The sequence below is a fragment of the Streptomyces sp. NBC_00572 genome (assembly GCF_026341815.1).
Classification (GTDB): Bacteria; Actinomycetota; Actinomycetes; order Streptomycetales; family Streptomycetaceae; genus Streptomyces.
Genome location: NZ_JAPENX010000003.1, coordinates 79,955 through 106,446 on the forward strand (window position 1 = coordinate 79,955; position 26,492 = coordinate 106,446).

Sequence of the window (26,492 nt, forward strand, 5' to 3'; positions counted from 1 at the left end):
TGTTCTGGACGATCCCCCGTGTCGCCCAGAACAGACGGCATCCCCGGCGGTCTGCCACACGGGCATGCCGACGGGATGCGCCGAGTATATTGGCTGGCAGCCAGTCAACGCAGGAGTCCAGCATGTCCCCGCGTAGCCCATCGGTCAATGAAGAGCTTCGGCGCAGGTCCCGCGAGCGCATTCTGCAGGCCACGGTGGAGCTGGTCGACACACGCGGTTACGAGGCGACCACACTCGGCGACATCGCGGAGCGGGCCGGTTCGGCACGGGGGCTGATCTCGTACTACTTCCCGGGCAAGCGGCAGCTTCTGCAGGCCGCGGTGCACCGGCTGATGCATCTCACCCTGGAAGAGGCCCTGGAGCGCGAGCCGCGCACGGAGGACGGCCGCGAGCGCATGGCGCGCGCGATCGACGCGATCCTGGGGCTCGCGGCGGCGCGCCCCACCCTGATGCGCACCCATATGGCGGGCATTCTGCAGGCCGAGGGGTTCGTGCAGTGCGAGGAGCAGCAACGCCTGGCGTTCCTGCTGCGCGACACGGTCACGCGCTACGGCTCCGAGGACGTGGACACGGACTATCCGATGCTGCGCGCCCTGCTGATGGGCGCGGTGGTGGCGGTGCTGCTCCCGGGCGCCAAGATGCCGCTGGCGCGGCTGCGTTCGGAGCTGTTCCACCGGTACGGCCTGGACTGGGAGGCCGGCATGCCGCCGGACGGGGGTCCGCCCGACGGTACGCCGGCCCTCAGGACGTCAGCCGGCCGCCGCGAGCCGACGGCCGGTGGTCACGGTTTCGATCAGTCGTCGAAGTCGAAGTAGTCCGGCTGCGTCTGGACGTTGAGCTCGTCCATCCGGATCCGCTTCGCGGGGTCGGTACGACGGTCCGAGAGCTTCAGGACGTCGAAGCCCTTGGCGATGTCGTTCGAGTAGATGTAGCCGTTGTAGTAGTACGCGGACCACGAGCCGCCGGTGGCGATGGTGGTGGCGGACAGCGGGCCGCGCTCGAAGTAGGCGATCTCCTTGGGCTTGCGGGAGTCGGTGAAGTCCCAGACGGAGATGCCACCCTGGTACCAGGCCTGGACCATGATGTCCTTGCCCTTGACCGGGATCAGCGAGCCGTTGTGGGCGACGCAGTTCTCGGTGTCGGCCTGGTGGCGCGGGATCTTGAAGTAGCTGCGGAAGACGAGCTTGCTCTTCTTGCCCTTGCCGACGATGTCGTAGATGCCGTCGGCACCGCGGTTCGGGCCGACCACGGCGTTGCAGGTGGCCGCGCCGCCGCCGCCGAGCTCGTCGGTGAAGACGACCTTGTTGGCCTTCTGGTTGAAGGTCGCGGAGTGCCAGAACGCGAAGTTGACGTTGTCCTGGACACGGTCGATCACCCGCGGGTGCTCGGGGTCCTCGATGTCGAAGAGGATGCCGTCACCCATGCAGGCGCCGGCCGCGAGGTCCTTCTCCGGCAGCACGGTGATGTCGTGGCAGCCCGTGGTCTTGGAGACACCCGGGTTGGTCGGGCCACCGGGGTTGCCGCCACCGTCCGGGCCCTCGCCCGGGAAGAGGACGGGGAAGCCGACGAGCGCGGCCTTCTCGGGCGCCTTGCGGGGCACCTTGATGACCGAGATGCCGTCGTGCGGGGGCTGGCAGTCCGGGAACGCCGCGTTGGGCGAGTACGACGAGACGTAGATGTACACGTCCCGCTTCTTGGGAACCAGCGTGTTGGTGTGCGAGCCGCACGCGGTCTCGACGGCGGCGACGTACTTCGGGTTCCTGACGTCGCTGATGTCGAAGATCTTCATGCCCTCCCAGGATTCCTTGACCGAGGCGGGCTGCGACGTGCTGGCGCAGGAGTTGTCGCTCCGGGAGGAGTCCGTCGAGAGGAACAGCAGGTCCCCGGAGACGGAGATGTCGTTCTGGGAGCCCGGGCAGAGGACCTGGGCGACGGTCTTCGGGGACTTCGGGTTGCTGATGTCGAAGATCCGGAAGCCGTCGTAGTTGCCTGCGAAGGCGTACTTGCCCTGGAAGGCGAGGTCCGAGTTGGTGCCCGGAAGGGCGTCCTTGGGGATGTTGGCGAGGTGCTCGATGTTCGAGCTGTGGACGATCTCGTCCACGCCGGGTATCTCACCGCTCTGTATCGCGGCACGCGCCTCGGCCGCCTGCTCCGAGGAGACCTTGCCCTGTGCGGGGACGTCTCCCGGGTCGGGGGTCGCGGTGGCGGGGCCGGCCATGAACATGGTGGCCATCAGTCCGGCCGCGGCGGATGCCACGCCAAGGCGTCTGAGCCTGGCACGCGGGTCGCGCGTGATGGACGTGGTACGCGGGGTACGCAACGAAGTCACTCCGTCCTCCCTGGTATCCGTTCAGCGTTGAACGGGTGTTGGACCCCGGCAGTATCTTCCTTGCCGTGCACATCTCAACAGATGGCAACACAGACGTAATGAAGGTTTTTGATCGGTCACCCCGAGAAAAGTGCTAGGAACGGTCACTGTCCCCGCAAGAACATCTGGAGGTCGCGTTGTTGATCCGCCGTCAGCGTGCCGTCGTCGCCGTGGCCCTGTCCGCCGTCGCCGTACTCGCCCTGAGCGCCTGCGAGTCGGGGCCCGACAAGGGCGCACCGGAGGCCAAGGGATCGGCCGGGACCGTGGTCGCGCCGGGCAAGCCCGGCGAACCGGCCAGGCGGATATCCCCCGAGGAAGCCGCGAAGCTGCTTCCGGACCAGAGCCCGAACAGCGCCGACTTCACCTACACGCAGATGATGATCGTGCACCACCGACAGGCCCTCACCATGACCGCGCTGGCCCCGCAGCGGGCGGCCTCGGCTCAGGTGAAGGGGGTGGCCGAGCGGATCGCGGCGGCGCAGAAGCCGGAGATCGGCGCGATGGAAGGTTGGCTGAAAAACAACGGCGGCCCGCGCGAACAGACGGGCCACGACCATCACTCGATGCCGGGCATGGCGAGCGAGGCGCAGCTGAAGGAGCTCAGGAACGCGAAGGGCAAGGCCTTCGACGAGCTGTTCCTGAAGCTGATGATCACGCACCACGAGGGGGCGGTGACGATGGCGGCCGAGGTGCTGAGCGAGGGCAACAACGTCCTCGTGGAGGAGATGGCGAACGACGTGATCGCCCAGCAGTCGGCGGAGATCGGGAGGATGCGGGGGCTGTAAGGGGATGCGGACCCTCTGATGGGCACCCAGGGCCTGCCTGACACATGGACATCGGATCAGGCCGGGTCGCTCGGTGCGTGCGATCGACGTGCGGCCGGGGCGCCCTCGTAGCGGAGCTACTTGGGTGTTCCGGCCGTGCGGCGAGCGGGCGGGCCCCGACGGGAATCGTCTAGACCGTCGCGTCCTCGCGGTCGGCCTGGGCGCCTGCCGCCGCCAGGACCGCGGCGAGGAGGCCCGGGAAGAGGGCTTCGAGGTCGTCCTCGCGCAGGGCGTTGAGTTTGGCCGTGCCGCGGTACGTCTGCCGGATGACTCCACCCTCGCGCAGCACCCGGAAGTGGTGCGTCGTCGTGGACTTGGTCACCGGGAGGTCGAAGTACGAGCAGCTCAGCTCGGCGCGTTCGCGCGCCATGTCCCGCACGATCCGCAGGCGCACCGGGTCCGAGAGCGCGTGCAGCACCGCCTCCAGGCGGATCTGGTCGCGCGTGGGGTGCTCGAGAGCACGGGGGCTGGTGGCGGTCGTCATGGCGGCGGCTCCACTTCATCCGGGATACGGGCCATTGTACGAGAACCCTCGTAGTTTGACAGATGCCGTACTACGATGGTTACCGTACTAGCGTCCTTCGAGGCATCCCGAAACGGAGTCCGTCATGAGCGTCGCCCTGTTCGAGCCCTACACCCTGCGGTCGCTGACCGTCCCCAACCGGGTCTGGATGGCGCCCATGTGCCAGTACTCGGCGGAGATGACCGGACCCGGCGCGGGTGTCGCCACGGACTGGCACTTCGCCCACTACGCCTCCCGGGCCACCGGCGGCACCGGACTGATCCTGGTCGAGGCGACGGCCGTCTCCGCCGAGGGCCGGATCAGCCCGGCGGACCTCGGCCTCTGGAACGACACCCAGACCGAGTCCCTCCGGCGGATCGCCGGCTTCCTCAAGGACCACGGCACCGTGCCCGGCATCCAGATCGGGCACGCCGGACGCAAGGCCTCCACCAAGCGCCCCTGGGAGGGCCGCGGACCCGTCCCCGAGGGCGGCCCCGGCTGGCAGCCCGTCGCGCCGAGCTCCGTCGAGTTCGCCGAGGGCTACCCGGTGCCGACCGAGCTGACCGTGGAGCGGATCCAGGAGATCACCGGGCAGTTCGCGGACGCGGCCCGCCGCGCCCTCGACGCCGGTTTCCAGGTCGTCGAGGTGCACGGCGCCCACGGCTACCTCATCGGCGAGTTCCTCTCTCCGCACAGCAACCACCGCACCGACGCGTACGGCGGTTCCTTCGAGAACCGGACCCGCCTCGCCCTCGAAGTCGTCGACGCCGTCCGGTCCGTGTGGCCCGAGGAACTCCCCGTGTTCTTCCGCATTTCCGCCACCGACTGGCTTCAGGAGCAGGGCTGGACGATCGACGAGACCGTGCGGTTCGCCGCGCTTCTTCGCGAGCACGGCGTCGACCTCCTCGACGTCTCCAGCGGCGGCAACGGCGGACCGGCCGAGATCCCGGTGGGCCCCGGCTACCAGGTGCCCTTCGCGGCCCGCGTCAGGGCGGAGACCGGGCTGCCCGTGGCCGCCGTCGGCCTCATCACCGAGAGCGAGCAGGCCGAGAAGATCGTCGCCAACGGCGAGGCCGACGCGGTCCTCCTCGGCCGCGAGCTGCTGCGCGACGCCTCCTGGGCCCGCCGCGCCGCGCGTGACCTAGGCGCGGAGACGCACGCGGCGCCGCCGCAGTACGCCTGGGCGATCTGAGGGCCGCGCCGTGGGCGCCCGGGCCTGAATCAGGGCCGCGCGGCCGGGGCGCGGGGTGTCCGGGAGCCGTTGTCAGTGGCCGGGTGCAGACTGGCCCGTATCCGCGACAACGGCGTCCTGGAGGTTGGCAGCCATGCCCGACGTACTCCTCACCGTAGGCACCCGCAAGGGGCTCTTCATCGGCCGCAGGCACGACGGCCGGTGGGAGTTCGACGATCCGGCCTTTCCCGCGCAGGCGGTCTACTCGGTCGCCCTGGACACCCGCGGGCCCACACCGCGGCTGCTCGTGGGCGGGGACAGTGCCCACTGGGGACCGTCCGTCTTCCACTCCGACGACCTCGGCAAGACCTGGACCGAGCCGGCGCGACCGGCCGTGAAGTTCCCCGAGGACACCGGGGCCTCTCTTGAGCGCGTCTGGCAGCTGCACCCGGCGCCGGAGCACTCCCCCGGCGTCGTGTACGCGGGGACGGAACCGGCCGCGCTCTTCCGGTCGGCGGACGGCGGGGAGTCGTTCGAGCTCGTGCGGCCACTGTGGGAGCACCCGACCCGCTCCCAGTGGGTGCCGGGCGGAGGCGGCGAGGCCGTGCACACCGTGGTGACCGACCGGCGCGACCCCGAGGCCGTCACGGTCGCGGTGTCCACCGCGGGGGTGTTCCGCTCGCAGGACGGCGGGGCCGCCTGGGAGCCTTCCAATCAGGGTGTGTCAGCGGTCTTCCTGCCGGACCCGCACCCCGTGTTCGGACAGTGCGTCCACAAGATCGCCCAGGACGCGGGCAACCTGGACCGGCTCTACCTCCAGAACCACTGGGGCGTGTTCCGCAGCGACGACGCCGGCGCCAGCTGGACGGACATCGGCTCCGGGCTGCCCTCCGACTTCGGCTTCGCGGTCGCCGCGCACCCGCACCGCCCGGACACCGCCTATGTCTTCCCGATCACCGCGGACTCCGACCGGGTCCCGGCCGGCCGCCGGTGCCGGGTCTACCGTACGACCGACGCCGGAGCCACCTGGGAGCCGCTGAGCCGGGGACTGCCCGAGGGCGACCACTACGGCACGGTGCTCCGGGACGCGCTGTGCACGGACGACGCGGACCCGGCGGGCGTGTACTTCGGCAACCGCAACGGCGAGGTGTACGCGAGCGCGGACGACGGCGACAGCTGGCGACTCCTCGCCGAACACCTGCCGGACGTGCTCTGCGTGCGGGCGGCGGTGATCTGAGCGGGTCGGCCCGGCGGGCGGAGAGGGAGGCTCCGGGAGGGCCGGAACAGGGGGCTCCCGGAGGCCGGAACGGGAGCCTCCGACAGGTGGAACGGGAGCGTCCTCATCCTGTTGGCCGATCGTCTCAACTGTCGGGATCAGCAGGCGAGTCGGCTCGTACAGTCGTGCGATCATGAGCGGCGTTTCCCGGCCACCGGCCGGGTCCTTCCCGATTGCAGAGGACCATGAAGCCCAGTCCCCTCCTCCGCGCCCGCCGCGGTCTGCTCGTTCTCGCCGCCGCCCTCGGCCTCGTGTTCGGCATCAGCGCCGCCCCGGCCCAGGCCGCCTCACCGGTCTACGACTTCACGTACACGATCAGCCCGCAGCACGCCCCGGGCATGTGCCTGGAGGTCGCCGACTGGAGCACGGCGAACGGCGCGGCCGTCCGCCAGTACCCCTGCACCGGGGGCAACAACCAGAAGTGGCGGAAGTACTACATGCCGGGCTCGTCCACCGGTCCGTACTGGTACGTGAACGTCCACAGCGGCAAGTGCCTGGAGATCGGCGGCTGGGCGACCGGCAACGGCGCCACCGTCAACCAGTGGGACTGCCACTACGGCGCCAACCAGACCTGGTACGGCAATTCCGGCCTGATCCACCCGTCGTTCGAGTACGCGTCGAGCAAGTGCCTGGAGATCGCCGACTGGAGCCAGAACGCCGGAGCGCCGGCCCGGCTGTGGGACTGCCACTACGGCGCGAACCAGAAGTTCAACTTCACGTTCGTGTAGCCGTACTCGGGGGGCGGGGGCGTGGCAGGGCCCGGATCATCGGGCGCCCGTCCCCCCTCCCCACTGAGGGGCCCAGGGTCAGGGCAGGCGCCAGTCCACGGGCTGGGCGCCCTGGTTCAGGAGGAGTTCGTTCGCGCGGCTGAAGGGCCGGGAGCCGAAGAAGCCGCGGTCCGCCGACATGGGGGACGGATGCGCGGACTCGATCGCCGGCAGATCGCCGAGGAGCGGGCGCGCGTTGCGCGCGTCGCGACCCCACAGGATCGACACCAGCGGCTTGCCCCGTGCGGCCAGCGCGCGGATGGCCTGCTCGGTCACCTCTTCCCAGCCCTTGCCGCGATGGGCGGCGGGCTTGCCCGGGGCGGTGGTCAGCGCCCTGTTGAGGAGGAGGACGCCCTGGCTGGTCCAGGGGGTCAGGTCGCCGTTCGACGGGCGGGGCATGCCGAGGTCGGTGTGCAGCTCCCGGAAGATGTTCTCCAGGCTGCCCGGCAGCGAGCGGACCTCGGGCGCGACCGCGAAGCTCAGTCCGATCGCCATCCCCGGTGTCGGATAGGGGTCCTGACCCACGATCAGGACCCGCACCTCGTCGAAGGGCTGCTGGAACGCCCGCAGCACATGCTGTCCCGCCGGAAGGTAGGTCCGGCCCGCGGCGATCTCCGCACGCAGGAAGTCGCCCATCTCCGCCACACGGCCTGCCACGGGGCTCAGGGCCTCCGCCCAGCCGGGCTCCACCAGTTCGTTCAACGGTCGCGCTGTCACGGTCCGTCACTCTACCGGCCTACGGTGACACCCCGGTCCGGACGCCTTCACGGCCGACCCCCTAGACTCCGCCCACTCCCCCGCCCACCCGTTGCGAGGACGGTGCACCGTGGCTTCTGTGGCTCCCGTGGTTTCCGTGAACGACCCGGTCGGCGCGCTGGTCGTCGGCGTCGACTCCGGCGGTTCGGGGCTGCGGATCGCGCTGGCCGAGGCGGCGGGCGGCGCCGTGCTCGACACCCGCTCCTCACGTGAGCCGGTACGGACCGGCCCCGGCGGGATCTCCGCCCGGCACTTCCTCGAACAGGTCCTGCCGGCCGTCCGCGCCCTGACGGAGCCTCACGGTGCGCGGCCGGTCGCCGCCGTGGCCGTGGGCGCCGCCGGTATGGCCACGCTCGGGGACGAGCTGCGGGCCGAGCTGCCGGGCGCCTTCGCCGAGGCCTGGGGCGTACGACGGCTCGCGCTCGCGGCCGACGCGGTCACGGCGTACACCGGGGCGCTCGGGCAGCGACCGGGGGCCGTCGTCGCGGGCGGTACGGGCATGATCGCGCTCGGCACGGACCAGACGTCCTGGCGGCGGGCGGACGGCTGGGGCCACCTCCTCGGCGACTGCGGCAGCGGAGCCTGGATCGGCCGGGCCGGCCTGGAGGCGGCCATGCGCGCGTACGACGGCCGCAGCGGCGGTTCGGCGGCGCTCCTGGCCCGCGCCGAGAAGCTGTTCGGCCCGGCGGCGGGCCTGCCGGGCACGCTCTACCCCCGTACCGACCGGCCCGCCGTGCTCGCCTCCTTCGCCCCCGAGGTGGGACTGTGCGCCGCGGCGGACCCGGTGGCGGCGGACATCCTGGCGCGGGCGGCCGGGCACATCGCCGAGGCCGCCGAGGCGGCATGCCCCGCCGGGCCGGGGGCGCTCGTGGCGCTGACCGGGGGCCTGTTCAAGATGGGCGACCCCCTGCTCGTACCGCTGCGGGCGGCGCTCGCGGAGCGGATCCCGGAGGCCCGGACGGTGTCCCCCGCCGGAGATCCGCTGGCCGGGGCGGTCGCCCTCGCGTCGGCCCTCGCCACGGGCACCCTGCGGCTGCCGGAGGACGATTCGCTGCTACGGCTGTTCGGGCGGGACACCCCCCTAGGGAGCTGACATCCGCCCAGGTGGGAGGCGGTGCTTCGGGTCGTGGTGGGGGCAGGGGGCACGTCCCGGAGGGTCCTGGAGGGGACATCGGGGGGACATAGAGGGGCAGAAGGCGCATGATCGCACCTCAGCCGACGGCGCGCCGGGCGAAACCAGTAGCATGCGGCGCCATGAGCTCCCCCAATGGGCCTGCTTCCGGCCTGCCTGTACGAATGCCTCGACCCCGTCAGTCCGGGCGGCACCGTCGCCCCGAACCCGCGGCGGCGCCCGAGGGCGCTCCCGCACTGGTTCTCGCTGTGCCCGGCGCGCCGTCCGCCGCCATACGCTCGCTGGCCGAAGAGGTCGTGAGCATCGCCCGTTCCGAGCTGCCCGGTCTCGATGCCCTGATCGGCTTCCTCGAAGGCGACGACAGCGAGTACCCCACGCTCGCGACCGTTCTCACGGCCGCCGCCACCCTGCGCCACGAGCGGTACGAGCTGGCCCTGGCCGCCGGCCGCGAGGTCAGCGCCCCCACCGGCCCCGCCTCGGTCGTCGTGCCGCTCCTCGCGGGTCCGGACAGCGCCCAGACGCGCCAGGTCCGCCAGGCCGTCATGGACGCCGGCAACACCGCCGAGCTGACCGACGTCCTCGGCCCGCACCCGCTGCTCGCCGAGGCGCTGCACGTGCGACTCTCCGAGGCGGGTCTGGCCCGTGCCGACCGCGCCCGGCTGTTCACGGTCGCCACGGCCGCCGACGGCATCATCCTGGCCACGGTCGGCGGCGAGGAGGCCGTCCAGGCCGCCGGGATCACCGGCATGCTGCTCGCCGCGCGCCTCGCCGTGCCGGTGATGGCCGCCGCGCTCGACCAGGAGGGTTCGATCGCCTCCGTCGCCGAGCAGCTGCGTGCCACCGGTTCCGAGCAGCTGGCCCTCGCCCCGTACCTGATCGGCCCCGAGCTGGCCGATGGCCTGCTCGACGAGGCCTCCAAGGAGGCCGGGTGCGCCGCCGCCGAACCGCTGGGTGCCTACCCGGCCATCGGCAAGCTGGTGTTCTCGCAGTACACGGCCGCTCTGGGCATCCCGCCGCAGCAGCCACAGGGCGCGCCCTCGTTCTGAGGACCGCGACCCGAGCCCGTACGTCGAAGGGCCCGCACCGATCTCCGGTGCGGGCCCTTCGGCGTACCCCTGGCGCCGCCGCGCGGGTCGGCTCAGCCGAAGACGACGCAGGAGGCCGCCGGGGCCTCGATCGAGCCCGCGCGCGCGGGGATCCCGGTCTCCGGGTCGAGGGTGAACCAGGTGACGTCGCCGGAGCGCTCGTTCGCGGCGTACAGGTGCCGTCCGGACGGGGCGAGGGCCAGATCGCGGGGCCAGGTGCCGCCGCAGGGCACGGTGGCGACCAGGGCGACCCCGTCGCCTTCGAGGGCGAGCACGGCGAGCGTGTCGTCGCCGCGGACGGCGGCCCACAGGAAGCGCCCGTCGGGGGCGACGACGACCTCGGAGGGGTAGCTGGGTCCGGGGGCGTCCTCGGGGACGACGGGGGTCTCGGCGAGCGGTTCGAGCACGCCGGCCTCGGCGTCCCAGCGGCAGACGGTGAGGGTGGGTTCCAGCTCGTTCAGGACGTACGCGTGCGTGCCTGCCGGGTGGAAGGCGAGATGGCGCGGTCCGGTGCCGGGACGCAGCGCGGTCTCGCCATGGAGGGTGAGCGTCCCGGTGGCGGCGTCGAGTGCGCAGATCCGTACGGAGTCGGTGCCGAGGTCCACGCTGACGACCCAGCGGCCGCTGGGGTCGGGGAGCACCTGGTGGGCGTGTGGGCGGGCCTGGCGCGCGGTGACGGGTCCGCGGCCCTCGTGCCGCAGGACGGCCGTGGCGGGGCGGGCGGTGCCGTCCTCGGCGAGGGGCAGGGCCGTGACGCTGCCGGAGGTGTAGTTGGCGGTGAGGAGGTGCCCGTCGGCGAGGGCGAGGTGGGTGGGCGCGGCGCCGTCGACGGGCACGGGCGAGCCGAGCGGCCGGGGTGCGGGCCCGCTGATGTCGAAGGCGGCCACGGCGCCGGCCTCGGTCTCGGACACGGCGTGGAGCACGGGGCCCGCGAGGGCGAGGAAGGAGGGGTCGGCGACGGCGTCGCTGCCGCCGGTGACGGTCAGTGCGCCCGTCTCCGCGTCCACGTCGGCGGCGAGGACGCCCCGCCCGCCCGCCGAGGTGAAGGAGCCGATGTACGCCCGTACCGCGCTCCGGCCCCGAACCGTCCCTGTGCCGCCCACGACGCCTCCCCTGTCCCGGTGCCGGTCACGGTGGACCGGCCTTCGTCCGGCCGACGGTAGCAGGCGGTCTAGACCAAAGAGGCGAGCTGGGCGGGAGCCGCCGCCGGGAACCGTGACCGGGAGGGAGCCGCCGGGAACGGTGCCGGAGCCGCCGGAAGCGGTGTTGGAGTTGTCAGGATCGGTGCCGGAGTTGTCAGGAGCGAACGAGCAACGAGCCCGGGGGCGTCCGCAGCGGCTCGTCGAGCGCGGCGAGCAGCTTCTCCAGACCACTGACGTGGCCGAGCGCGACCTGACCGGCGGTCGGAGCGGCCACAGCGGCCGTGGGCGCCCCTTCCCCGCGGCCGCCCCGGGGCGACGTCAGCCGCTCCACAGCCGCTTCGACGCGCCAGCAGGCAGCCGCGAGGCGGGCGTCATGGCTCGCGGCCGGGTCGGCCGCCACCGCGGTGAGCCCCCGCACCTCGTCGGCGCACTCGTCGAGGAGCGCCAGCACCTGACGGGCCCGGGCCTTCCGGCCCCGGAACGGGCTCAGCGGATGGACAAGGGGCGCGAGGGACAGGCGTACCCGTCCGAGCAGCAGCTCCAGCTCGGCGGCGTGGGGGGTCGGGTCGGCGTCCTCGTCACCGGACAGGCGCCGCAGCGAGGCGGACGTGGCGGACCGGACGCCCTGCAGGGCGCGCTGGATCCAGGCGTCGTTGATCGCGTGGGTGGTGACCGGGAGGATGAGGAGCACGGCGAGCGCGGCGCAGACCGCGCCGACGGCCGTCTCCTCCAGGCGCAGGACCAGCAGCGCCGGGTCGAGCACGCCGAGGAGCCCGTAGAGCAGGCCCGCCATCACGGTCACGGCCAGCATCATCCAGCTGTAGGAGACGGGCGCCGTGTAGAAGATCCCGAAGACGCACAGGGCCACCAGGACGGCCGTGGGGGCCACCGCCCCGTTCAGCGGGATGGCGACCACCATGCCCACGGCGATGCCGATCACCGTGCCCAGGACCCGGCGGAAGCCGCGTACCAGCGTCTCGCCCCGCGACACGGTGTTGACGAAGATCCACCACGTCGTGCCCACGGCCCAGTACCAGCGGTCCTCGGACAGCACCTGGCCGACCGCGAGCGCCACGGCACACGCGGCCGCGGCCTGGAACGCCTGCCGCGTGGTCACACGGGAGAGCCCCGAGCCGGGCAGCGGGGCCGGCGCGGCGGCCGGAGGGATGCGCCGCTCCAGCGGCCACAGGAGGAAGCGCACCGCGCCCGCCGCGGCCAGGGCGATGCCCACCGCCGCATAGAGCTCGGGGAGCTGCCCGGGGACGGCGTGGAGGAACTGGGTCGTGAAGAAGTTCATGAACGCGAAGATCCCCAGCGCGTGCCCGCGCGGTCCCCAGCGCCGCGCGTACACCCCGCAGAAGACCACAGCCAGGAAGGCGAGGTCGCGCAGCAGCGTGATGTCGTGCAGCGCGGTGGCCAGGGCGAGCACGGGCAAGCCCGCGGCCGGCAGGAGCAGGGTCGTCACGGCCTGCGCCCGGACGGTGGAGTCCATGACGGTGAACAGCGCGAGCAGCGCCGCCAGACCACCGGTGATCGAGGCGGTCAGCGAAAGACCGGCCAGCTCCGCGAGGGCGACGGCGAGCGCGATGCCCATGACGGCGCGCAGCGAGTTCCTCAACCTGACGTGCCCCGGATCCGGTGCCACGAACATCCTCTTCACGGTGGTGAACCGCCCCCTCGTCTTGCCTTCCGCCTGTCGCGCGGCGTCCCGGGGTGGTGGGAGCTCGCGGACATGACGAAGGCGCCGCGGTCCGGACCGGCCTCGTCGCCGCCCCGGCGCTGCGCGGCGCCGAAAGTACCTGGATACGACAAGCAAACCATCCAGGTCGCCCATGGCTCAACTCATCGCCCACCCGCTGAGCCATTGGCCCAGTGAGCAGCCTCCCCGATAGTCCATCGGGAGACCAACGGACCACCGGGCCCTTGGCTGCGGATGACGTATCGCGGGCCTATCGAAAATCGCATACGCCGCCGCAACGGCCCTCCGCCTTCCATGAGGGCATGAACCACGACGCATCCCTGTCGGCACCGCCCGGCCGCACGCGCAGGATCGTGCTCCTCGGCCTGGCGGTCCTCGGCCTGGCGAGCGCCCTGTTCGCCCTGCGGGGGCCGCTCATGATGTCCGCTCCGCGATGCATGGCCGGGCGCTGGCACGGCTGCTTCGACACCTTCAACGGTGTGGTGCTCATGACGCTGGTCACGCTGCCGCCGGCCGTGCTGGTGGCGTGGGCACTGGCGTACCGTCGCCGTGCCGCCGGTGTCCCCTCGGCGTGGCAGATGTCGCTGGCCGAGGTGGGCATGGTCCACGGGACGGTGCCGTTCCTGTGGCTGACCTTGATGCCTGGCTCCGCGCCCGGCATCGCGCCCGCCCGGGTGAGCCTCGTCCCGCTGCGGGACCTGGTCGCGATGGGGCCGCTCGGGATCGTCGGCAACCTGCTGGTCTTCGCGTCGCTGGGGTTCTTCGCCCCGATGCGCTTCGCGGCTCTGGCGTCCTTGCCGCGGATCCTGGCGCTCGGGGCGGGCTGCTCGGTCCTGGTCGAAACCGCGCAGTCCGTCCTGCGGCTCGACCGGGTGTCCTCCGTGGACGACGTACTGGTCAACGCCACCGGCGCGGTGCTGGCCGGACTGGCGTCGCGCCGCTGGTGGCGCGTGAGGGCGGAAGCGCCGCCGTCGGACCGGCCTCGGCCCGTACTGACACCGGCAGGCTGAGTCACGTGCCCGGCGTACGGGCGTCCTCGCACCCCTCCCCGGTCCACGCCCTGCCCACGCCCACGACCACGCCCCTGAGCGCGTGCCCGCATACGTCGGCGATATGTCGTGCTGCTTAGGCTTCGGGCATGCGCGTACTGATCGTGGAGGACGAGCCCTACCTGGCCGAGGCCGTCCGTGACGGCCTGCGCCTGGAGGCGATCGCCGCCGACATCGCCGGCGACGGCGACTCCGCTCTGGAACTGCTCGGCGTCCACTCGTACGACCTCGCGGTCCTCGACCGCGACATCCCCGGCCCCTCCGGCGACGAGGTCGCCCGGCGCATCGTCGCCTCCGGCAGCGGCATCCCGATCCTCATGCTCACCGCTGCCGACCGGATCGACGACAAGGCGTCAGGGTTCGGGCTCGGCGCCGACGACTACCTCACCAAGCCGTTCGAGCTGCGGGAGCTCGTCCTGCGACTGAGGGCGCTCGACCGACGACGCGCGTACGCCCGCCCCCCGGTCCGCGAGATCGGCGGCCTGCGGCTCGACCCCTTCCGCCGGGAGGTCTTCCGCGACGGACGTTACGTCGCCCTCACCCGCAAACAGTTCGCCGTCCTCGACGTCCTCGTCGCCGCCGAGGGCGGAGTCGTCAGCGCCGAAGAGCTCCTCGAACGAGCCTGGGACGAGAACGCCGACCCCCTCACCAACGCCGTGCGCATCACCGTCTCCGCACTGCGCAAACGGCTCGGCGAACCATGGGTCATCGCCACGGTGGCCGGCGTCGGCTACCGGATCGACACCACCGGTCCGGACGGCACCGCCCCCCGTACGGCGCATGCCGACACGACCGACCCCGGCCGTCCGCATGCCTAGACGCCCGGGGCTCAGCGTCCGGCTGAAACTCACCCTCAGCTACGCCGGGTTCCTCGCCGTCGCCGGTGCTCTCCTGCTGGCCGTGGTGTGGGGGTTCCTGCTGCGCTACGTACCCGACAACCCCCAGGGCCTTCTCGGGATCTCGCCCAACCGCTACCTCCTCGTGCGCACCTTCTTCCCCGCCGCGGCCGTGGCGATGGCCTTCCTGCTCGTGTTCGGCCTCGTCGGGGGATGGCTCCTCGCCGGGCGGATGCTCGCGCCCCTCACACGAATCACGGACGCGGCACGCACGGCCGGGAACGGGTCGCTGTCCCACCGGATCCGCATGGAGGGACGTCAGGACGAGTTCCGCGAACTCTCCGACGCGTTCGACTCGATGCTCCGGCAACTCGAGTCCCACGTCGCCGAGCAGCAGAGGTTCGCCGCGAACGCCTCCCACGAGCTGCGCACCCCGCTGGCGATCTCGCGGACGCTCCTCGATGTCGCCCGCAAGGACCCCACGCGGGACCGGGACGAACTCATCGAACGTCTGCACACCGTCAATACGCGGGCGATCGACCTCACCGAGGCCCTCCTGCTGCTCAGCCGCGGCGACCGAGGGAACGTCACACGCGAGAGGGTCGACCTCTCCCTCGTCGCCGAGGAAGCCGCCGAAACGCTGCTTCCCCTCGCCGAACAGCGCCGGATCACGCTCGACGTCACCGGCGGGGCGGCCGTGACCGGCGGCTCTGCGGAGCTCCTGCTGCGGATGGTGACGAACCTCGTCCAGAACGCCGTCGTCCACAACCTCCCCGCCGGCGGCACCGTGACGGTCCACACCGAGGCACACGGCGACACGAGCGTGCTGCGGGTCGAGAACACGGGCCGGCCGCTCCCACCGGAACTGGTGCCGACCCTCACCGAACCCTTCCAGCGCGGTACGGAACGCGTACGCACCGACGAGCACGCGGGCGTCGGCCTCGGCCTGGCCATCGTGCACAGCATCGTCCGCGCCCACGGCGGGACCCTCGACCTCCTCCCCCGCCCCGCCGGTGGTCTGCTCGTCACGGTCAGGCTTCACTACGCACCGTAGGCCCGCTCGTGGAGTGATGAGGGGGCGGACATCCGGCTCGGGGTGGTCTCCTGCCGTCCCGGCCGAGCGAAGCCGACGGCACAGATCGTCTCGGCCGGACAGCCCTTAGAGTGCGGTGGTGCCGTCGTACAGCATTGGGCAGGCCGCTCGGCTGCTCGGAGTGAGTTCGGAGACCGTTCGCCGGTGGGCGGACGGCGGTCGTCTGCGCGTGGACCGAGACGGTTCGGGCAACCGCGTGGTCGACGGAGCAGGGCTGGCGCGCTTCGCCCAGGAACGGGGAGCCGGCCTGCACGCGGTGCCCGAGGACGACGTGCCGACCTCGGTACGCAACTCGTTCGTCGGGATCGTCACCGCGGTACGCGTCGACGACGTGGCCGCGCAGGTGGAGATCCAGGCGGGCCCGCACCGCCTCGTGTCCCTCGTGACACGCGAAGCCGTCGAGGAGCTCGCACTCGACGTCGGCGTCACCGTCACCGCCCGCGTGAAGTCGACCAGCGTCCACATCGACCTCACCTGACCTGGATCGACCTCACCCGAGCACGGATCGACCTCATCTGACCCTGGCCGGCCCTCAACGGCACAGCAACGCGGCCCGCAGATCCAGCCGATGGTCCAAACGGGACAGATCCCGCCCGGTGAGGCTCTCGATGCGCTCGATCCGGTAGTGGACCGTGTTCACGTGCAGGTGCAGGGCCTCGGAGGTCCTCGCCCAGGAGCAGTTCTCCCGCAGGAAGACCTCCAGCGTCTCCAACAGCACGGCATGCGAGGCCCGGTCGTCCTGCAGGAGCGGTCCCAGGACGGTGTCGCGGTAGACGGTGCGGACGTCGGTGGGGATGCCCGCCAGGAGCGTTTCCAGTCCGCGCAGGTCCTCCAGGCCCGCCACGAGCGCAGCCGCCGGCGCCGTCGTACGGGCCGCCGCGAGCGCATAGCGGGCCTGCGTCAGGGCCCGGCCCAGGTCGGCCGGAGTGCCCACCGGCCCGCCGACCCCGGCGTGCAGAGCCGCCTTCGGGCGGCAGGCGTGCAGCAGCGGCCACACCTCGCCCAGCACCGCCCGCACGTCCGGCTCCCCGCCGTCCTCGTGTGCCAGGAGCGCCAACGCCTCACCGCCCGGCCGCTCCGCGACGGCGAACACGGCCGACGGCAGATGGCTCAGCGCCTCCGTGAGCGCGGCCACCCCGTCGGCCCGCTCGCCCGCCGGTTCCAGGGACGCCACCACCACGGTGTAGGGCCCGGTGGCGGGCAGCGCGCACGAACCCAGCGCGTTCTCCACGCCGTTGACCTCGCCGTACGCCGCACCGACAAGCGCCATGAGCTCCTCGTAGGCCTGCCTGCGCTCCTTCCGGCGCCGGTCCAGACGACGCCGGTGCCGGCCCAGGAGTTCGGCTATCTCGTGCAGCACCCGCGGCGGCACCTCGTTGCCCTCCGGCAGGTGCAGATGCCAGGCGTCGAACGCGGTGTCGTCGGCGTCGACGCGGACCGTCATGCCGCGTGTACCCCGCAGCGCCTCCGCGGCCCGCCGCGCCGGCAGTTCGCCCGCCTCGCTCGTGCGGGCGAGGGTACGGCCGCTGCCGGTCAGCAAGTAGCAGGCGGGCGTCCCCAGATGAGCGAAGGCGCGCTCCAGCAGAACACCGGCCGACGCCCCGCCCTCCAGGACGCGGTCGAGGTCGACGCGTACGTTCTCCGGCAGGGCGTGGTGGTCCGTGGGGCGGCGGCTCAGTTCGCCCCACTGGCGCACGTACACCGCTTCGGTGATCGCCCGGAAACTCGTATGGGCCGGCACCGCGACCAGCGCGATCCGGTGCTCCCGGCAGGCATCCGCCAGCTGCACGGGCACTTCCCCGTGGGTCTCCTCCCCCGCCAGCAGGGCCACCGCACCGGCGTCCCTCAGCGCCGACACGAAGCGGTCGGTCTTCGCCGGGTCGCCGTCCCGGGTCCACCACACCAGCCCGCTCAGGACGACCTCCCCCGGCTGAAGGAACCGGGCCGGGTCCTCCAGATCGGTCGCCGTCACACCACCGATCTCCTGACCGAGCAGGACCTCGTCACCCCAGACGAGGGAGAGGTCAAGACGGTCCAGGCGGAGAAGTTGATCGACCTGCATGCGGAACTCCTAGGGCACCCACGGGACGCGCCCGCATCTCATATTCACGAGGCACATTCGAGTCCGACCATCGTAGATGCCAAGAGAAGTCTGCAAAATGCCTCTTGCTCGATCGGCCAGAGCGCGGTACGCAGCGCTGGAGGATCTCGGCATTGCCCCAGCACCGGACGCCGTGGTGGCGGGTACACGACTCGTCGCGACCTCCCACCGATGAGTTCCCGATGAGCTCCCGACCGACGCGTTCGTCCCTTCCTCCAAGCCACCTCTCATTCGCCATGGAGACTCGCACGGGCTTGTTGCAGATGAGACCCTCATCGACCTACGGTGTGGCACATGCAGTCCTACACGATCGGTCAGGCCGCTCGTCTGCTGGGCGTGAGCCCGGATACGGCGCGGCGCTGGGCGGACGCGGGAAGGATCGCGACCCACCGCGACGAGAGCGGTCGGCGCCTGATCGACGGCACGTCGCTGGCCGCGTTCTCCGCGGAGATCGCGCAGGGCGGCAGCGGCGACGACGACGCGTCGTACACCTCGGTCCGGAACGCGTTCCCCGGCATCGTCACCGCGATCAAGCTCGGTGACATCGCGGCCCAGGTCACGATCCAGGCCGGTCCGCATCGTCTCGTCTCGCTCCTCACCCGGGAGGCCGTGGAGGAGCTGGGTCTCGAAGTCGGCATGCAGGCCACCGCCCGCGTGAAGTCGACCAGCGTGCACATCGACCGCACCTGACCCCTCACGCAGTACCGGCAGTACCGGGTTGCATCGGCCGTCGGCGCGGCCCGTCACCCCCAGCCATGCATCTCCCTTACGTCCCAAGGAGTTCGGACCCTCATGTCTCTCGCCCTCACCGCCACCAGACGCCGCACCGCCGCCGCTGTCCTGACCGCGGCCCTCCTCGTCCCGCTCGCCGCCTGCGGCAACGACGACACCAAGAAGGACACCGGCGGCTCCAAGCCGTCCGAGTCGGCGAGCGGCGCGCCCGCCGCCCAGCTCACCGTCCTCGCCGCCGCCTCGCTCACCGACGTCTTCAAGACGGCCGGCGCCGCGTACGAGAAGTCCCACCCCGGCACGAAGATCACCTTCTCGTTCGCCGGCTCCCAGGAACTCGTCGCACAGGTCGCCCAGGGCGCCCCCGCGGACGCCCTGATCACCGCCGACACCAAGAGCATGGACAAGGTCAAGGCCGACACCGGCACCCCGGTCGTCATCGCCAAGAACCGGCTCGTCATCGCCACCGCCGAGGGCAACCCGTACAAGGTCGACGAGCTCAAGGACCTCGCCGACACCAAGCTCAAGGTCGTCCTCGCCGCCCCCGAGGTCCCGGCCGGCAAGTACAGCAAGAAGGTCCTCGACGCCCAGAAGATCACGGTGAAGGCGGTCTCCCAGGAGCCCAACGTCCGCGCCGTCCTCAGCAAGGTCGAGCTCGGCGAGGCCGACGCCGGTCTCGTCTACAAGACCGACGCGGAGAGCGCCAAGGACAAGGTCGACGCCGTCGAGATCCCCGACGACCAGAACGCCGTCGCCCAGTACCCCGCCGCCACGATCAAGGACTCCAAGAACGCCGAGGCCGCAGCCGCCTTCGTCACCTGGCTCTCCTCGCCCGAGGCGCAGAAGATCCTCCAGGACGCCGGCTTCCAGAAGCCGTAACCTCCTCAGATCGCGAGGGGCTGCCCGGATCGGGGGACCGGGCAGCCCCTTGTTCCTCCTACGTCTTCAGGACATTCGATGAAACGATCAGGCGTCCGTACACCCGGAGCCCGCACGCCCGTCGCTCTGGCCGTACCGGCGCTCCTGGCCGTGGCGTTCCTGACGCTTCCTCTGATCGGCATCCTCGTACGGACGGAGTGGGGCGAACTCTCCGACCACCTCACCTCTCCCGGGACGATCGAGGCGCTGCGGCTCTCCCTCGTCGTGTCGTTCTGGGCGCTGGGACTGTCACTGGTGCTCGGTGTCCCGCTCGCCTGGCTGCTGGCCCGGGTGTCCTTCCCCGGCAAGGCGCTCGTCCGTTCCCTCGTGCTGCTGCCCATGGTGCTGCCGCCCACCGTCGGCGGTGTGGCGCTGCTCCTCGCCTTCGGCCGGCGCGGGCTGCTCGGCCCCTGGTTCGAGGACGCCTTCGGCATCACCTTCCCGTTCCACACGTCCGGAGCGGTCATCGCGGCCACGTTCGTGGCCATGCCCTTCCTCGTCATCAGCCTCGAAGGCGCGCTCGGCGGACTGCGGCCGCGCTACGAGGAGACCGCGGCCTCGCTCGGCGCCTCGCCGGTACGGGTCTTCTTCACCGTCACGCTGCCCATGGTCGCCCCCGGTCTCATCGCGGGCGCGGCCCTCACCTGGGCACGGGCACTCGGCGAGTTCGGCGCCACCATCACCTTCGCCGGGAACCTCCCCGGCACCACCCAGACCCTCCCCCTCCAGGTCTACCTCCTGCTCCAGGACGAACCGGAAGCCGCCACGTCCGTCTCCCTCCTGCTGCTCGCCATCGCCATGGGTGTACTGATCGCCCTGCGCGGCCGCTGGACGGGAACCCCTACGGACCGCCGTACGCGCCCCGCCCCGGCAGCCGGACCCGACGATCCCGCGCCGGTCCCGCAGGCGCCCCCCGTGTCCGTGTCCGGGCTGGTCTCCGAGCGGTCCGAGCGGTTCGAAAAGTCCGAGGAGTCCGAGGAGTCCGAGGAGTCCGAGCGGTTCGAGTCCAAGGAGGGCGCCGAACGCTGGGCGCTCCACGCCGAGGTCACCGGCTTCACCCACCTCACCCTCGACGCCGAACCCGGCACCACCATCGCCGTCGTCGGCCCCAACGGCGCCGGAAAGACCACCCTCCTCCGCGCCCTCCTCGGCCTCACCCCCCGCGCCCACGCCGCACTCCGGCTCGGCGACACCGACGTCACCGCCCTGCCCCCGCACCGACGGCATGTCGCCTGGGTCCCCCAGGACGGCGCGCTGTTCCCGCACATGAGCGCCCTGGCCAACACCGCGTACGGCCTCCGGGCCCAAGGAGTACGCCGAGCCGAGGCCCGCCGCGAGGCACGATCCTGGCTCGACCGTCTCGGCGTCGGCCACCTCGCCCACCGCCGGCCCACGCAGCTCTCCGGCGGCCAGGCCCAACGCGTCGCCCTGGCCCGCGCCCTGGCCGCGCGCCCCCGGCTCCTCGTCCTCGACGAGCCGCTCGCGGCCCTCGACCAGACCACCCGCGCCCACGTCCGCCACACCCTGCGCACCCACCTCTCCGGCTTCGCCGGCGTCTGCCTCATCGTCACCCACGACCCGGTCGAGGCCGTCTCCCTCGCCACTCGCGTCCTCGTCCTCGACGAAGGCCGTGCCCTCCAGGACGCCCCACCCGTGGAGGTCACCCGGCACCCACGCTCTCCCTGGGTCGCCCGCATGCTGGGCCGCAACGCCTGGCCCGGCATCGCCTCCACCGAGGGGCTCGCCTTCGACGGAGGCGGCACCCTGGTCGCGTCCGACCCACCGCCGCCCGGCACCCCGGCGCTCGCGATCGTCGCGCCCGAGGCGGTCTCACTCCACCGCGACAAGCCGACCGGCAGCCCCCGCAACGTCTGGCCCGGCACCGTACGCGAGATCACCGCGAGCGGCAGCCGGCTCCGGGTCCTGATCACCTCCGACCAGGCCCCCGACCTCGTCGCCGAGATCACCCCGCAGGCGGCCACCGAACTCGGCCTCGCCGACGGGGTGTCCGTCTGGACCAGCGTCAAGGCGACCGAGACGACGATCGTCCCCCTCTGACCTGCCCCGGGTGCCAACGGTGCCGGGAGAAAGCGAGGACGACATGACGGAACGCGACGAGTCCACGGTCCGTGACTGGCTGCGCGGCATCGAGGTGTTCGCCCGCCCCTTGCCCGAGTTCGTGACGGAACGAGCCCCGGCGGAGCCCTCGGATCTGTTCCTGGAATGGCTGACCGATGCCGTCGCGGCAGGTGTCCCCGATCCCCATGCCATGACCCTGTCCACCGTGGACGAGGAGGGCGACCCCGATGCTCGGGTCCTCATCCTCAAGAACGTGGACACCGCCGGCTTCCAGTTCGCCGCCCACGCCGACAGCCCGAAGGGCGTGCAGCTCGCCGGCAGTCCCTGGGCGGCACTCACCTTCTACTGGGCACGCACCGGTGGAGATCTCCACGCAGTCGCCCGGGCCTAGGGGGTGTCTTGCCGATCAGGCCGGATCAGGGAGCGGCGGCTGGTGCATGGGGTCTCCCCAGGCCGCAGGGGCCGAGGGGACGCATCGCAAGGCGGAGAAGGGAGGCATGGCGGAGCCATGCCGACCGACGACAACGGGGCGAGGCGCGGTGCCAGGCGTCGCGAGCCCGGCCTGATCGACAAGACACCCCCTAGGCAATGCGCCCGTGGCGACCCGACCGGGCGCCGCGGGAGGCGTCGACGCCGAAGGCCGGTCGACCCGCCCCGTTGTCCGCGACCACGAAGCCGCATCGCGGCGCGTACAACGGCCCGGGGCTGTAGCCCAGCCCGGCAGTGTCAGCCACGGGCCTTGGCCTCTTGCATGGCGGTCAGCCGGCGTACGTAGCCGGCGGCGACGAACGCCGCCGGCACAACCAGCACGTGCAGAACCAGAGTGAGCCAGGTTTCCGGTAGGAACTCGTACGTGTCGTAGTACGAGTAGCAGCAGCTCTCTCCCACCGGCGGTGAATCGCTGAGCTGCGTCCGGTCGAGGAGGGAAGTCCACGGAGTCAGCACGAGCGGCCCGGCCACGAGGGCAAACAGGCAGGCAGCCCACCAGCCTTGCAGCAGACGGGGCGCAGGGGCTGTGCCGTCGCCCTGGCCGGGCGGGCTGGAGGCATGCCAGACGTCGTTGGCGATCTGTTTGGGAAGGAAGAGATTCGCGACGGGGATGAACCATGCCACCATCGCCATGTACGGGCGGTAGCGCAGCCGGCCGGGCGCGAACTGCTCGGCGGTGGCGCGCACCCGGGCGAACCAGACGAGCCAGCTCACCGCCAGCCCTGCGCCGAAGAGGAGCTGGGCGGCGAACAGGGAGTGGAACGTGACGCTGTCCCACCTCTCCACGTCGGCGATGTTCTCCCAGGCATCGTCCCAGCCCGGGTAGAGATCTTCCCCTTGCCTGCGCCCTGGGACGGTAGCGAAGACGACCACCTGGTGGACGGCCGTGAGCGCGGACACCAGCGCGGAGAGTCCGAGCAGCCAGTAGAGGGCGGCCCGGTACCCGTCGGCCGGTCCCGTTCTGCCGCGCGCACGGCGGCGTTCGTCGGCCAGCCGGGACGGCGGCTGATCCGTACGCCTGGTCTGGTGGGGCAGGGCTGCCTGCTCGGCCTGGCCGGCGGCAGCCGGCGGGTGCAGCGGCCGGGTCGGGCCCTCAGTCGTCATCGCCTCGGCGGCAGGGGGCACGTCGAGCGCATCCGTGCCTGGACCCAGCCGGGTGTGCGGGTCCTCCTGGTCGAGGAGTTGGACGGCTTCCTGCCCGAGCCGGGTCAGTACCTCCAGCGGCAGCCAGGGCCCCAGCGAGCGGTACTGCGTATCGTGCCGTTCCCGCAACTCGGCCAGCGTCGGCCGAGCCGCCGGATCCTTGGCCAGACAGGCCGCGGTCAGTTCACGCAGCGGCTCGGGCACCCCAGTGAGGTCCGGCGGCTCGTGCACCACCCGGTACATCAGGGCGTGAGCCTGGCCCTCAGCCACGTCGAAAGGGAGCCGCCCGGACGCGGCGAAGGCCAGCACGGTGCCCAAGGAGAAGATGTCGCTCGCCGCGGTCAAACGCTCGCCGCGGATCTGCTCAGGTGACATGAAGCCGGGCGACCCGATCACCACCCCGGTACTGGTCAGGCCGCCAGTGGTGGAATTCAGAGCACGGGCGATGCCGAAGTCGATGACCTTCGGCCCGTCAATGGTCACCATGACGTTCGACGGCTTCAGATCACGGTGAACGAGACCGGCGGCATGAATGTCCCCCAGAGCCCGGCACAATCCGGAGGCGAGACCGCGCACCGAATGCTCCGGCAGCGGCCCGTCCTGCTCCGCGACCACCTGTTGCAGGGTCGGACCGGCGACGTACGCCGTGGCGACCCAGGGCAGCGCCGCCTCCGGGTCGGACGCAAGCACGGCGGCCGTCCAGTCCCCACCGACCTGCTGTGCCACGGCGGTCTCCTTGGCGAACCGGCGACGGAAGTCCGGGGCCGCCGCCAGCTCGGCGCGGATGGTCTTCACCGCCACCATCCGGCCCCGCGGCGAACGGGCCAGATAGACCACCCCCATGCCGCCTTCCCCGAGCCGGCCGAGGAGCCGGTAGTCAGCGACCCGGTCGGGGTCCTGTTCCTGCAAAGGCTGCACGACAACTAGCTCCCATGGAAGGCCACTTCGGTCGATCAAGACTAGCTAAGGCTCACCAACCACCACCGGTGAATGACGCGTCCACGGCCACGGCAGTCCCTGGGGCCTCTTGTAGCCCACGTGCCTACAGGGCACTGCCCGCGGATTGCCCGGAGTTCGGGCGGTGCCGAGAGGCAGGGTGACGTCCGTGGTCGTGAAGCGGATGCTGCCGACACCCAGCGGAGGTCGGCAGAGCGGAGCGTGTGCGGCATGCGGCATGCGGCGGGCTGCGTCCGCTATGACGGCGCGCCATGGGCATCGGTCCTGGCCTCTCCCGGAGAGGGATCGGCGACCCGCCGCATCGTCAGCCCCGGCGGACGGCCCACCTGGCAGCCCATGTCACGGGCGACCGCCGGCGGCCGAGCATCGATCGAGGCCGGCTGATCGACGACCACCAGCACGGTCCCGTGCTTGGCCTGCAGTTTCCCGAAGACCTTGCGGGGCTTGGCCTCGTTGTTGGGCAGCCGTTTGTCGAATGCCTTCTCCCCGGCCGGCGTGACGGCGGCGGCGTGGGGTTCGCCCTTGCCGACGTCCAGGCCGAGGACGGCGCCGATGCCACTGGTGTCGATCACGCGTTCCCTCCGGTCGTCCTCTTCGCCCGGCCGTCCCGCGGCACCGATCGCCACATCCACATCACGAAGAGCCTCCCGACCTGCGAAGGAGCCGGTGGCCATGCCCTTGGTCAGCGGTCTGTGGATGCCTCCGGAGCCGGTGACACCCCCAAGACATGCGATCGACAGGGGAGAAAGTCATGCCAACCCCGGAGGCCAGGCGCCCCATTGCGGGGCAACCAAAACGGTCATGGGGGGTGAGCTGCATGAGACGTCGGACCGCTCAGGTAGCTCACGAGGACGCGTCCGGGCGATCTTCGTACGGCGTCAAGCAGCCCGCTGCCGGTCAGCTCCGACGGTTCCGCACCCGCCACTCGTTCGGCGGGCTTGCCACGCGGGAGACCGGCGATGCTCGTAGCGTCTGGCCCGTACAGGGCGCCGGAGCAGATGGGAGAAGCCGATGACGGACGAGTCGATGGAGGAGTTGGCCACTGAGGCATGGCTCTACGGGTATCCGCTGGTCACAGCAGCGATGACGAAGCGCTCGATGGCGGCGGTGCCGGCCCGGGACGACGCCCGTCGAAAGGCCCCGGTCAACCAGTTCTGCTACATGCGCAGCACCCCGGACGCCTCCTTCACCGAGGTCGTCTCGCCGAACGCCGACACCCTGTACTCCAGTGCCTGGCTCGATCTGTCCGACCAGCCTCTGGTACTGACCCTGCCCGAGTTCGGGGACCGGTTCTGGATGGTCCCCATCCTGGACGCCTGGTCCGATGTCTGCGCCGTCGTCGGCCGACGCGAGAACGGCCCGTCCGCCGGCCCGTTCCTGATCGCCGGGCCATCCTGGTCGGGAGCGGAACCGTCCGGCCTGACCCTGTTGAAGTCGCCCACCAACGTGAACTGGATCATCGCCCGGTACGCGACGAGCGGTCCGTCGGACTTCCCGTCCGTCAACCGGCTCCAGGACGACACGCGGCTGATTCCGCTGTCGGAGTGGACCGGCGACCCGGGTGACTACTCCCCTACGTCCCCGTACCCGCCGACGCCGATACCACGACGCCGCCCGTCGACAAGGTCCACGCTCTCAGCGGCCGCGAGTACTTCGCTCTGCTCAACCAGATGATGCTGGACAACCCTCCCGACCCCGCCGATGCCCCGTTCCTGGGCAGGCTTGCCAAACTCGGCATCGCACCTGGCGCGAGCATGGACGACCTGTCCTCCGAGGAGCTCGCGACCCTGAACGCGGGTGCCCAGCGCGGCCCGGAGGCCCTGCGCACGCTGCTCGCCCAAGCGGAGTCCGCGAACTCCGGCGGGTGGACAGTGCACCGGGGTCTGGGTGATGACGAAACCGACTACGCCAAGCGCGCGGTCATCACCCGGTTCGGGTACGGAGCCAACCTGGACGCCGACGCCTTGTACCCACACGCCACCACAGACTCCGAAGGCCGACCTCTCGACGGTGCCCACACCTACGTGCTGCACTTCGACGCCGGGAAAACCCCGCCCGTCGACGGCTTCTGGTCCCTCACGATGATGAACGAGCGTCAGCTCTTCGCCGACAACCCGCTGAACCGCTACGCGATCGGCGACCGCAGCGGTATGCGGACCAATGCCGACGGCTCCTTGGACATCTACGTCCAGCACGACAGCCCCGGACCCGACCGCGAGAGCAACTGGCTGCCCGCACCCGCCGACAGCTTCAACGTCTTCCTGCGCTTGTACTGGCCCCAGCAGCCCGCCCTCACCGGGGACTGGACCCCGCCGGCACTGCAGCGCACCAGCTGAACCCGGACCCTGAAAGCGAGAGCCGCGCACCCGCTCGGTG

24 protein-coding genes and 1 pseudogene are annotated in these 26,492 nt (G+C 71.6%); 17 read left to right on the plus strand and 8 right to left on the minus strand.

Going from position 1 to position 26,492, the window contains the following annotated elements; genetic code table 11:
* Window positions 1-122: 122 nt before the first annotated feature.
* Window positions 123-815 carry a TetR/AcrR family transcriptional regulator gene (locus tag OG514_RS37070; protein ID WP_266902487.1) on the plus strand — a complete coding sequence of 231 codons (693 nt, stop codon included), beginning with the start codon at window positions 123-125 and terminating at the stop codon, window positions 813-815.
* Here OG514_RS37070 and OG514_RS37075 read toward each other — a convergent pair.
* Complete coding sequence (locus tag OG514_RS37075; protein ID WP_266903079.1) at window positions 794-2,233, minus strand: LVIVD repeat-containing protein; 1,440 nt, start codon at window positions 2,231-2,233, stop codon at window positions 794-796. The two genes, OG514_RS37070 and OG514_RS37075, sit on opposite strands and share 22 nt — an antisense overlap.
* Before the next feature lie 272 nt (window positions 2,234-2,505).
* On the opposite strand from OG514_RS37075, the gene OG514_RS37080 reads away from it, so the two are divergent.
* Window positions 2,506-3,153 carry a DUF305 domain-containing protein gene (locus OG514_RS37080; protein ID WP_266902488.1) on the plus strand — a complete coding sequence of 216 codons (648 nt, stop codon included), beginning with the start codon at window positions 2,506-2,508 and terminating at the stop codon, window positions 3,151-3,153.
* Window positions 3,154-3,322: 169 nt separating this feature from the next.
* On the opposite strand, the gene OG514_RS37085 is transcribed toward OG514_RS37080, so the two are convergent.
* A complete protein-coding gene (locus OG514_RS37085) occupies window positions 3,323-3,676 on the minus strand; it encodes a helix-turn-helix transcriptional regulator (protein WP_266902490.1) in 354 nt (117 codons plus the stop codon).
* A gap of 124 nt (window positions 3,677-3,800) precedes the next feature.
* Between OG514_RS37085 and OG514_RS37090 the strand changes: the two genes are divergently transcribed.
* The 3 genes from OG514_RS37090 (at window position 3,801) to OG514_RS37100 (ending at window position 6,869) form a co-directional block, all read left to right on the plus strand.
* Window positions 3,801-4,886 (plus strand): NADH:flavin oxidoreductase/NADH oxidase, encoded by a 1,086-nt coding sequence (locus tag OG514_RS37090; protein WP_266902492.1) that lies wholly within the window; start codon window positions 3,801-3,803, stop codon window positions 4,884-4,886.
* Window positions 4,887-5,019: 133 nt separating this feature from the next.
* On the plus strand, window positions 5,020-6,102 hold the full coding sequence (locus OG514_RS37095) for an exo-alpha-sialidase (protein ID WP_266902494.1): 1,083 nt from the start codon (window positions 5,020-5,022) through the stop codon (window positions 6,100-6,102).
* Window positions 6,103-6,326: 224 nt separating this feature from the next.
* Window positions 6,327-6,869 (plus strand): RICIN domain-containing protein, encoded by a 543-nt coding sequence (locus tag OG514_RS37100; RefSeq protein WP_266902496.1) that lies wholly within the window; start codon window positions 6,327-6,329, stop codon window positions 6,867-6,869.
* A 78-nt stretch (window positions 6,870-6,947) separates the two neighbouring features.
* Here the strand turns inward: OG514_RS37100 and OG514_RS37105 are convergent, their stop codons facing one another.
* Window positions 6,948-7,625 carry a uracil-DNA glycosylase gene (locus OG514_RS37105; protein ID WP_266902498.1) on the minus strand — a complete coding sequence of 226 codons (678 nt, stop codon included), beginning with the start codon at window positions 7,623-7,625 and terminating at the stop codon, window positions 6,948-6,950.
* A gap of 127 nt (window positions 7,626-7,752) precedes the next feature.
* Here OG514_RS37105 and OG514_RS37110 point away from each other — a divergent pair, with 127 nt between their 5' ends.
* Window positions 7,753-8,757: an N-acetylglucosamine kinase gene (locus OG514_RS37110; protein WP_266902500.1), complete on the plus strand. Its 1,005-nt coding sequence runs from the start codon at window positions 7,753-7,755 to the stop codon at window positions 8,755-8,757.
* A 161-nt stretch (window positions 8,758-8,918) separates the two neighbouring features.
* Window positions 8,919-9,842: a sirohydrochlorin chelatase gene (locus OG514_RS37115; RefSeq protein WP_266902502.1), complete on the plus strand. Its 924-nt coding sequence runs from the start codon at window positions 8,919-8,921 to the stop codon at window positions 9,840-9,842.
* A 92-nt stretch (window positions 9,843-9,934) separates the two neighbouring features.
* Here the strand turns inward: OG514_RS37115 and OG514_RS37120 are convergent, their stop codons facing one another.
* Window positions 9,935-10,984 (minus strand): lactonase family protein, encoded by a 1,050-nt coding sequence (locus OG514_RS37120; RefSeq protein WP_266902504.1) that lies wholly within the window; start codon window positions 10,982-10,984, stop codon window positions 9,935-9,937.
* A 193-nt stretch (window positions 10,985-11,177) separates the two neighbouring features.
* Complete coding sequence (locus OG514_RS37125; protein WP_266902506.1) at window positions 11,178-12,674, minus strand: FUSC family protein; 1,497 nt, start codon at window positions 12,672-12,674, stop codon at window positions 11,178-11,180.
* Between the two features lie 350 nt (window positions 12,675-13,024).
* On the opposite strand from OG514_RS37125, the gene OG514_RS37130 reads away from it, so the two are divergent.
* From OG514_RS37130 to OG514_RS37145, 4 genes are all read left to right on the plus strand, one after another.
* A complete protein-coding gene (locus OG514_RS37130) occupies window positions 13,025-13,732 on the plus strand; it encodes a VanZ family protein (protein WP_266902508.1) in 708 nt (235 codons plus the stop codon).
* 128 nt (window positions 13,733-13,860) lie between these two features.
* Window positions 13,861-14,589, plus strand: coding sequence for a response regulator transcription factor (locus OG514_RS37135; protein WP_266902510.1), 729 nt, complete (start codon window positions 13,861-13,863; stop codon window positions 14,587-14,589).
* Complete coding sequence (locus tag OG514_RS37140; RefSeq protein ID WP_266902512.1) at window positions 14,582-15,661, plus strand: HAMP domain-containing sensor histidine kinase; 1,080 nt, start codon at window positions 14,582-14,584, stop codon at window positions 15,659-15,661. The genes OG514_RS37135 and OG514_RS37140 overlap by 8 nt, the downstream gene beginning before the upstream one ends.
* A gap of 118 nt (window positions 15,662-15,779) precedes the next feature.
* Complete coding sequence (locus OG514_RS37145; RefSeq protein ID WP_266902514.1) at window positions 15,780-16,178, plus strand: molybdopterin-binding protein; 399 nt, start codon at window positions 15,780-15,782, stop codon at window positions 16,176-16,178.
* 54 nt (window positions 16,179-16,232) lie between these two features.
* On the opposite strand, the gene OG514_RS37150 is transcribed toward OG514_RS37145, so the two are convergent.
* Window positions 16,233-17,762: a PucR family transcriptional regulator gene (locus tag OG514_RS37150; protein WP_266902516.1), complete on the minus strand. Its 1,530-nt coding sequence runs from the start codon at window positions 17,760-17,762 to the stop codon at window positions 16,233-16,235.
* A 333-nt stretch (window positions 17,763-18,095) separates the two neighbouring features.
* On the opposite strand from OG514_RS37150, the gene OG514_RS37155 reads away from it, so the two are divergent.
* The 4 genes from OG514_RS37155 to OG514_RS37170 all read left to right on the plus strand — a co-directional run bounded on the left by OG514_RS37155 (window position 18,096) and on the right by OG514_RS37170 (window position 21,918).
* Window positions 18,096-18,491, plus strand: a complete 396-nt coding sequence (locus tag OG514_RS37155; RefSeq protein WP_266902518.1) for a molybdopterin-binding protein — start codon at window positions 18,096-18,098, stop codon at window positions 18,489-18,491.
* 102 nt (window positions 18,492-18,593) lie between these two features.
* Window positions 18,594-19,409 (plus strand): molybdate ABC transporter substrate-binding protein, encoded by an 816-nt coding sequence (gene modA, locus OG514_RS37160; protein ID WP_266902520.1) that lies wholly within the window; start codon window positions 18,594-18,596, stop codon window positions 19,407-19,409.
* A gap of 78 nt (window positions 19,410-19,487) precedes the next feature.
* Window positions 19,488-21,506 carry an ABC transporter permease gene (locus tag OG514_RS37165; protein WP_266902522.1) on the plus strand — a complete coding sequence of 673 codons (2,019 nt, stop codon included), beginning with the start codon at window positions 19,488-19,490 and terminating at the stop codon, window positions 21,504-21,506.
* A 43-nt stretch (window positions 21,507-21,549) separates the two neighbouring features.
* Window positions 21,550-21,918, plus strand: a complete 369-nt coding sequence (locus tag OG514_RS37170) for a pyridoxamine 5'-phosphate oxidase family protein (RefSeq protein ID WP_323181689.1) — start codon at window positions 21,550-21,552, stop codon at window positions 21,916-21,918.
* A gap of 335 nt (window positions 21,919-22,253) precedes the next feature.
* Here OG514_RS37170 and OG514_RS37175 read toward each other — a convergent pair whose 3' ends face one another.
* Both OG514_RS37175 and OG514_RS37180 read right to left on the minus strand, forming a co-directional pair.
* Complete coding sequence (locus tag OG514_RS37175) at window positions 22,254-24,077, minus strand: protein kinase (protein ID WP_266902525.1); 1,824 nt, start codon at window positions 24,075-24,077, stop codon at window positions 22,254-22,256.
* A gap of 293 nt (window positions 24,078-24,370) precedes the next feature.
* Window positions 24,371-24,688, minus strand: a pseudogene (locus OG514_RS37180) (transposase); the annotation flags it as partial.
* A gap of 439 nt (window positions 24,689-25,127) precedes the next feature.
* Here OG514_RS37180 and OG514_RS37185 point away from each other — a divergent pair.
* Complete coding sequence (locus OG514_RS37185; RefSeq protein ID WP_266902527.1) at window positions 25,128-25,790, plus strand: DUF1254 domain-containing protein; 663 nt, start codon at window positions 25,128-25,130, stop codon at window positions 25,788-25,790.
* Complete coding sequence (locus OG514_RS37190) at window positions 25,787-26,452, plus strand: DUF1214 domain-containing protein (RefSeq protein ID WP_266902529.1); 666 nt, start codon at window positions 25,787-25,789, stop codon at window positions 26,450-26,452. The genes OG514_RS37185 and OG514_RS37190 overlap by 4 nt, the downstream gene beginning before the upstream one ends.
* Window positions 26,453-26,492: the final 40 nt, after the last annotated feature.

Excerpts from the sequence above, each read along its gene's own strand:
- OG514_RS37140 (WP_266902512.1), top strand. The coding sequence starts at position 14,582 with ATGCCTAGACGCCCGGGGCTCAGCGTCCGGCTGAAACTCACCCTCAGC.
- OG514_RS37085 (WP_266902490.1), bottom strand. The coding sequence starts at position 3,676 with ATGACGACCGCCACCAGCCCCCGTGCTCTCGAGCACCCCACGCGCGAC.
- OG514_RS37135 (WP_266902510.1), top strand. The coding sequence starts at position 13,861 with ATGCGCGTACTGATCGTGGAGGACGAGCCCTACCTGGCCGAGGCCGTC.
- OG514_RS37075 (WP_266903079.1), bottom strand. The coding sequence starts at position 2,233 with ATGGCCACCATGTTCATGGCCGGCCCCGCCACCGCGACCCCCGACCCG.
- OG514_RS37090 (WP_266902492.1), top strand. The coding sequence starts at position 3,801 with ATGAGCGTCGCCCTGTTCGAGCCCTACACCCTGCGGTCGCTGACCGTC.
- OG514_RS37095 (WP_266902494.1), top strand. The coding sequence starts at position 5,020 with ATGCCCGACGTACTCCTCACCGTAGGCACCCGCAAGGGGCTCTTCATC.
- modA (WP_266902520.1), top strand. The coding sequence starts at position 18,594 with ATGTCTCTCGCCCTCACCGCCACCAGACGCCGCACCGCCGCCGCTGTC.
- OG514_RS37170 (WP_323181689.1), top strand. The coding sequence starts at position 21,550 with ATGACGGAACGCGACGAGTCCACGGTCCGTGACTGGCTGCGCGGCATC.
- OG514_RS37155 (WP_266902518.1), top strand. The coding sequence starts at position 18,096 with ATGCAGTCCTACACGATCGGTCAGGCCGCTCGTCTGCTGGGCGTGAGC.
- OG514_RS37150 (WP_266902516.1), bottom strand. The coding sequence starts at position 17,762 with ATGCAGGTCGATCAACTTCTCCGCCTGGACCGTCTTGACCTCTCCCTC.
- OG514_RS37185 (WP_266902527.1), top strand. The coding sequence starts at position 25,128 with ATGACGGACGAGTCGATGGAGGAGTTGGCCACTGAGGCATGGCTCTAC.
- OG514_RS37130 (WP_266902508.1), top strand. The coding sequence starts at position 13,025 with ATGAACCACGACGCATCCCTGTCGGCACCGCCCGGCCGCACGCGCAGG.
- OG514_RS37190 (WP_266902529.1), top strand. The coding sequence starts at position 25,787 with ATGATGCTGGACAACCCTCCCGACCCCGCCGATGCCCCGTTCCTGGGC.
- OG514_RS37115 (WP_266902502.1), top strand. The coding sequence starts at position 8,919 with ATGAGCTCCCCCAATGGGCCTGCTTCCGGCCTGCCTGTACGAATGCCT.
- OG514_RS37165 (WP_266902522.1), top strand. The coding sequence starts at position 19,488 with ATGAAACGATCAGGCGTCCGTACACCCGGAGCCCGCACGCCCGTCGCT.
- OG514_RS37125 (WP_266902506.1), bottom strand. The coding sequence starts at position 12,674 with ATGTTCGTGGCACCGGATCCGGGGCACGTCAGGTTGAGGAACTCGCTG.
- OG514_RS37070 (WP_266902487.1), top strand. The coding sequence starts at position 123 with ATGTCCCCGCGTAGCCCATCGGTCAATGAAGAGCTTCGGCGCAGGTCC.
- OG514_RS37100 (WP_266902496.1), top strand. The coding sequence starts at position 6,327 with ATGAAGCCCAGTCCCCTCCTCCGCGCCCGCCGCGGTCTGCTCGTTCTC.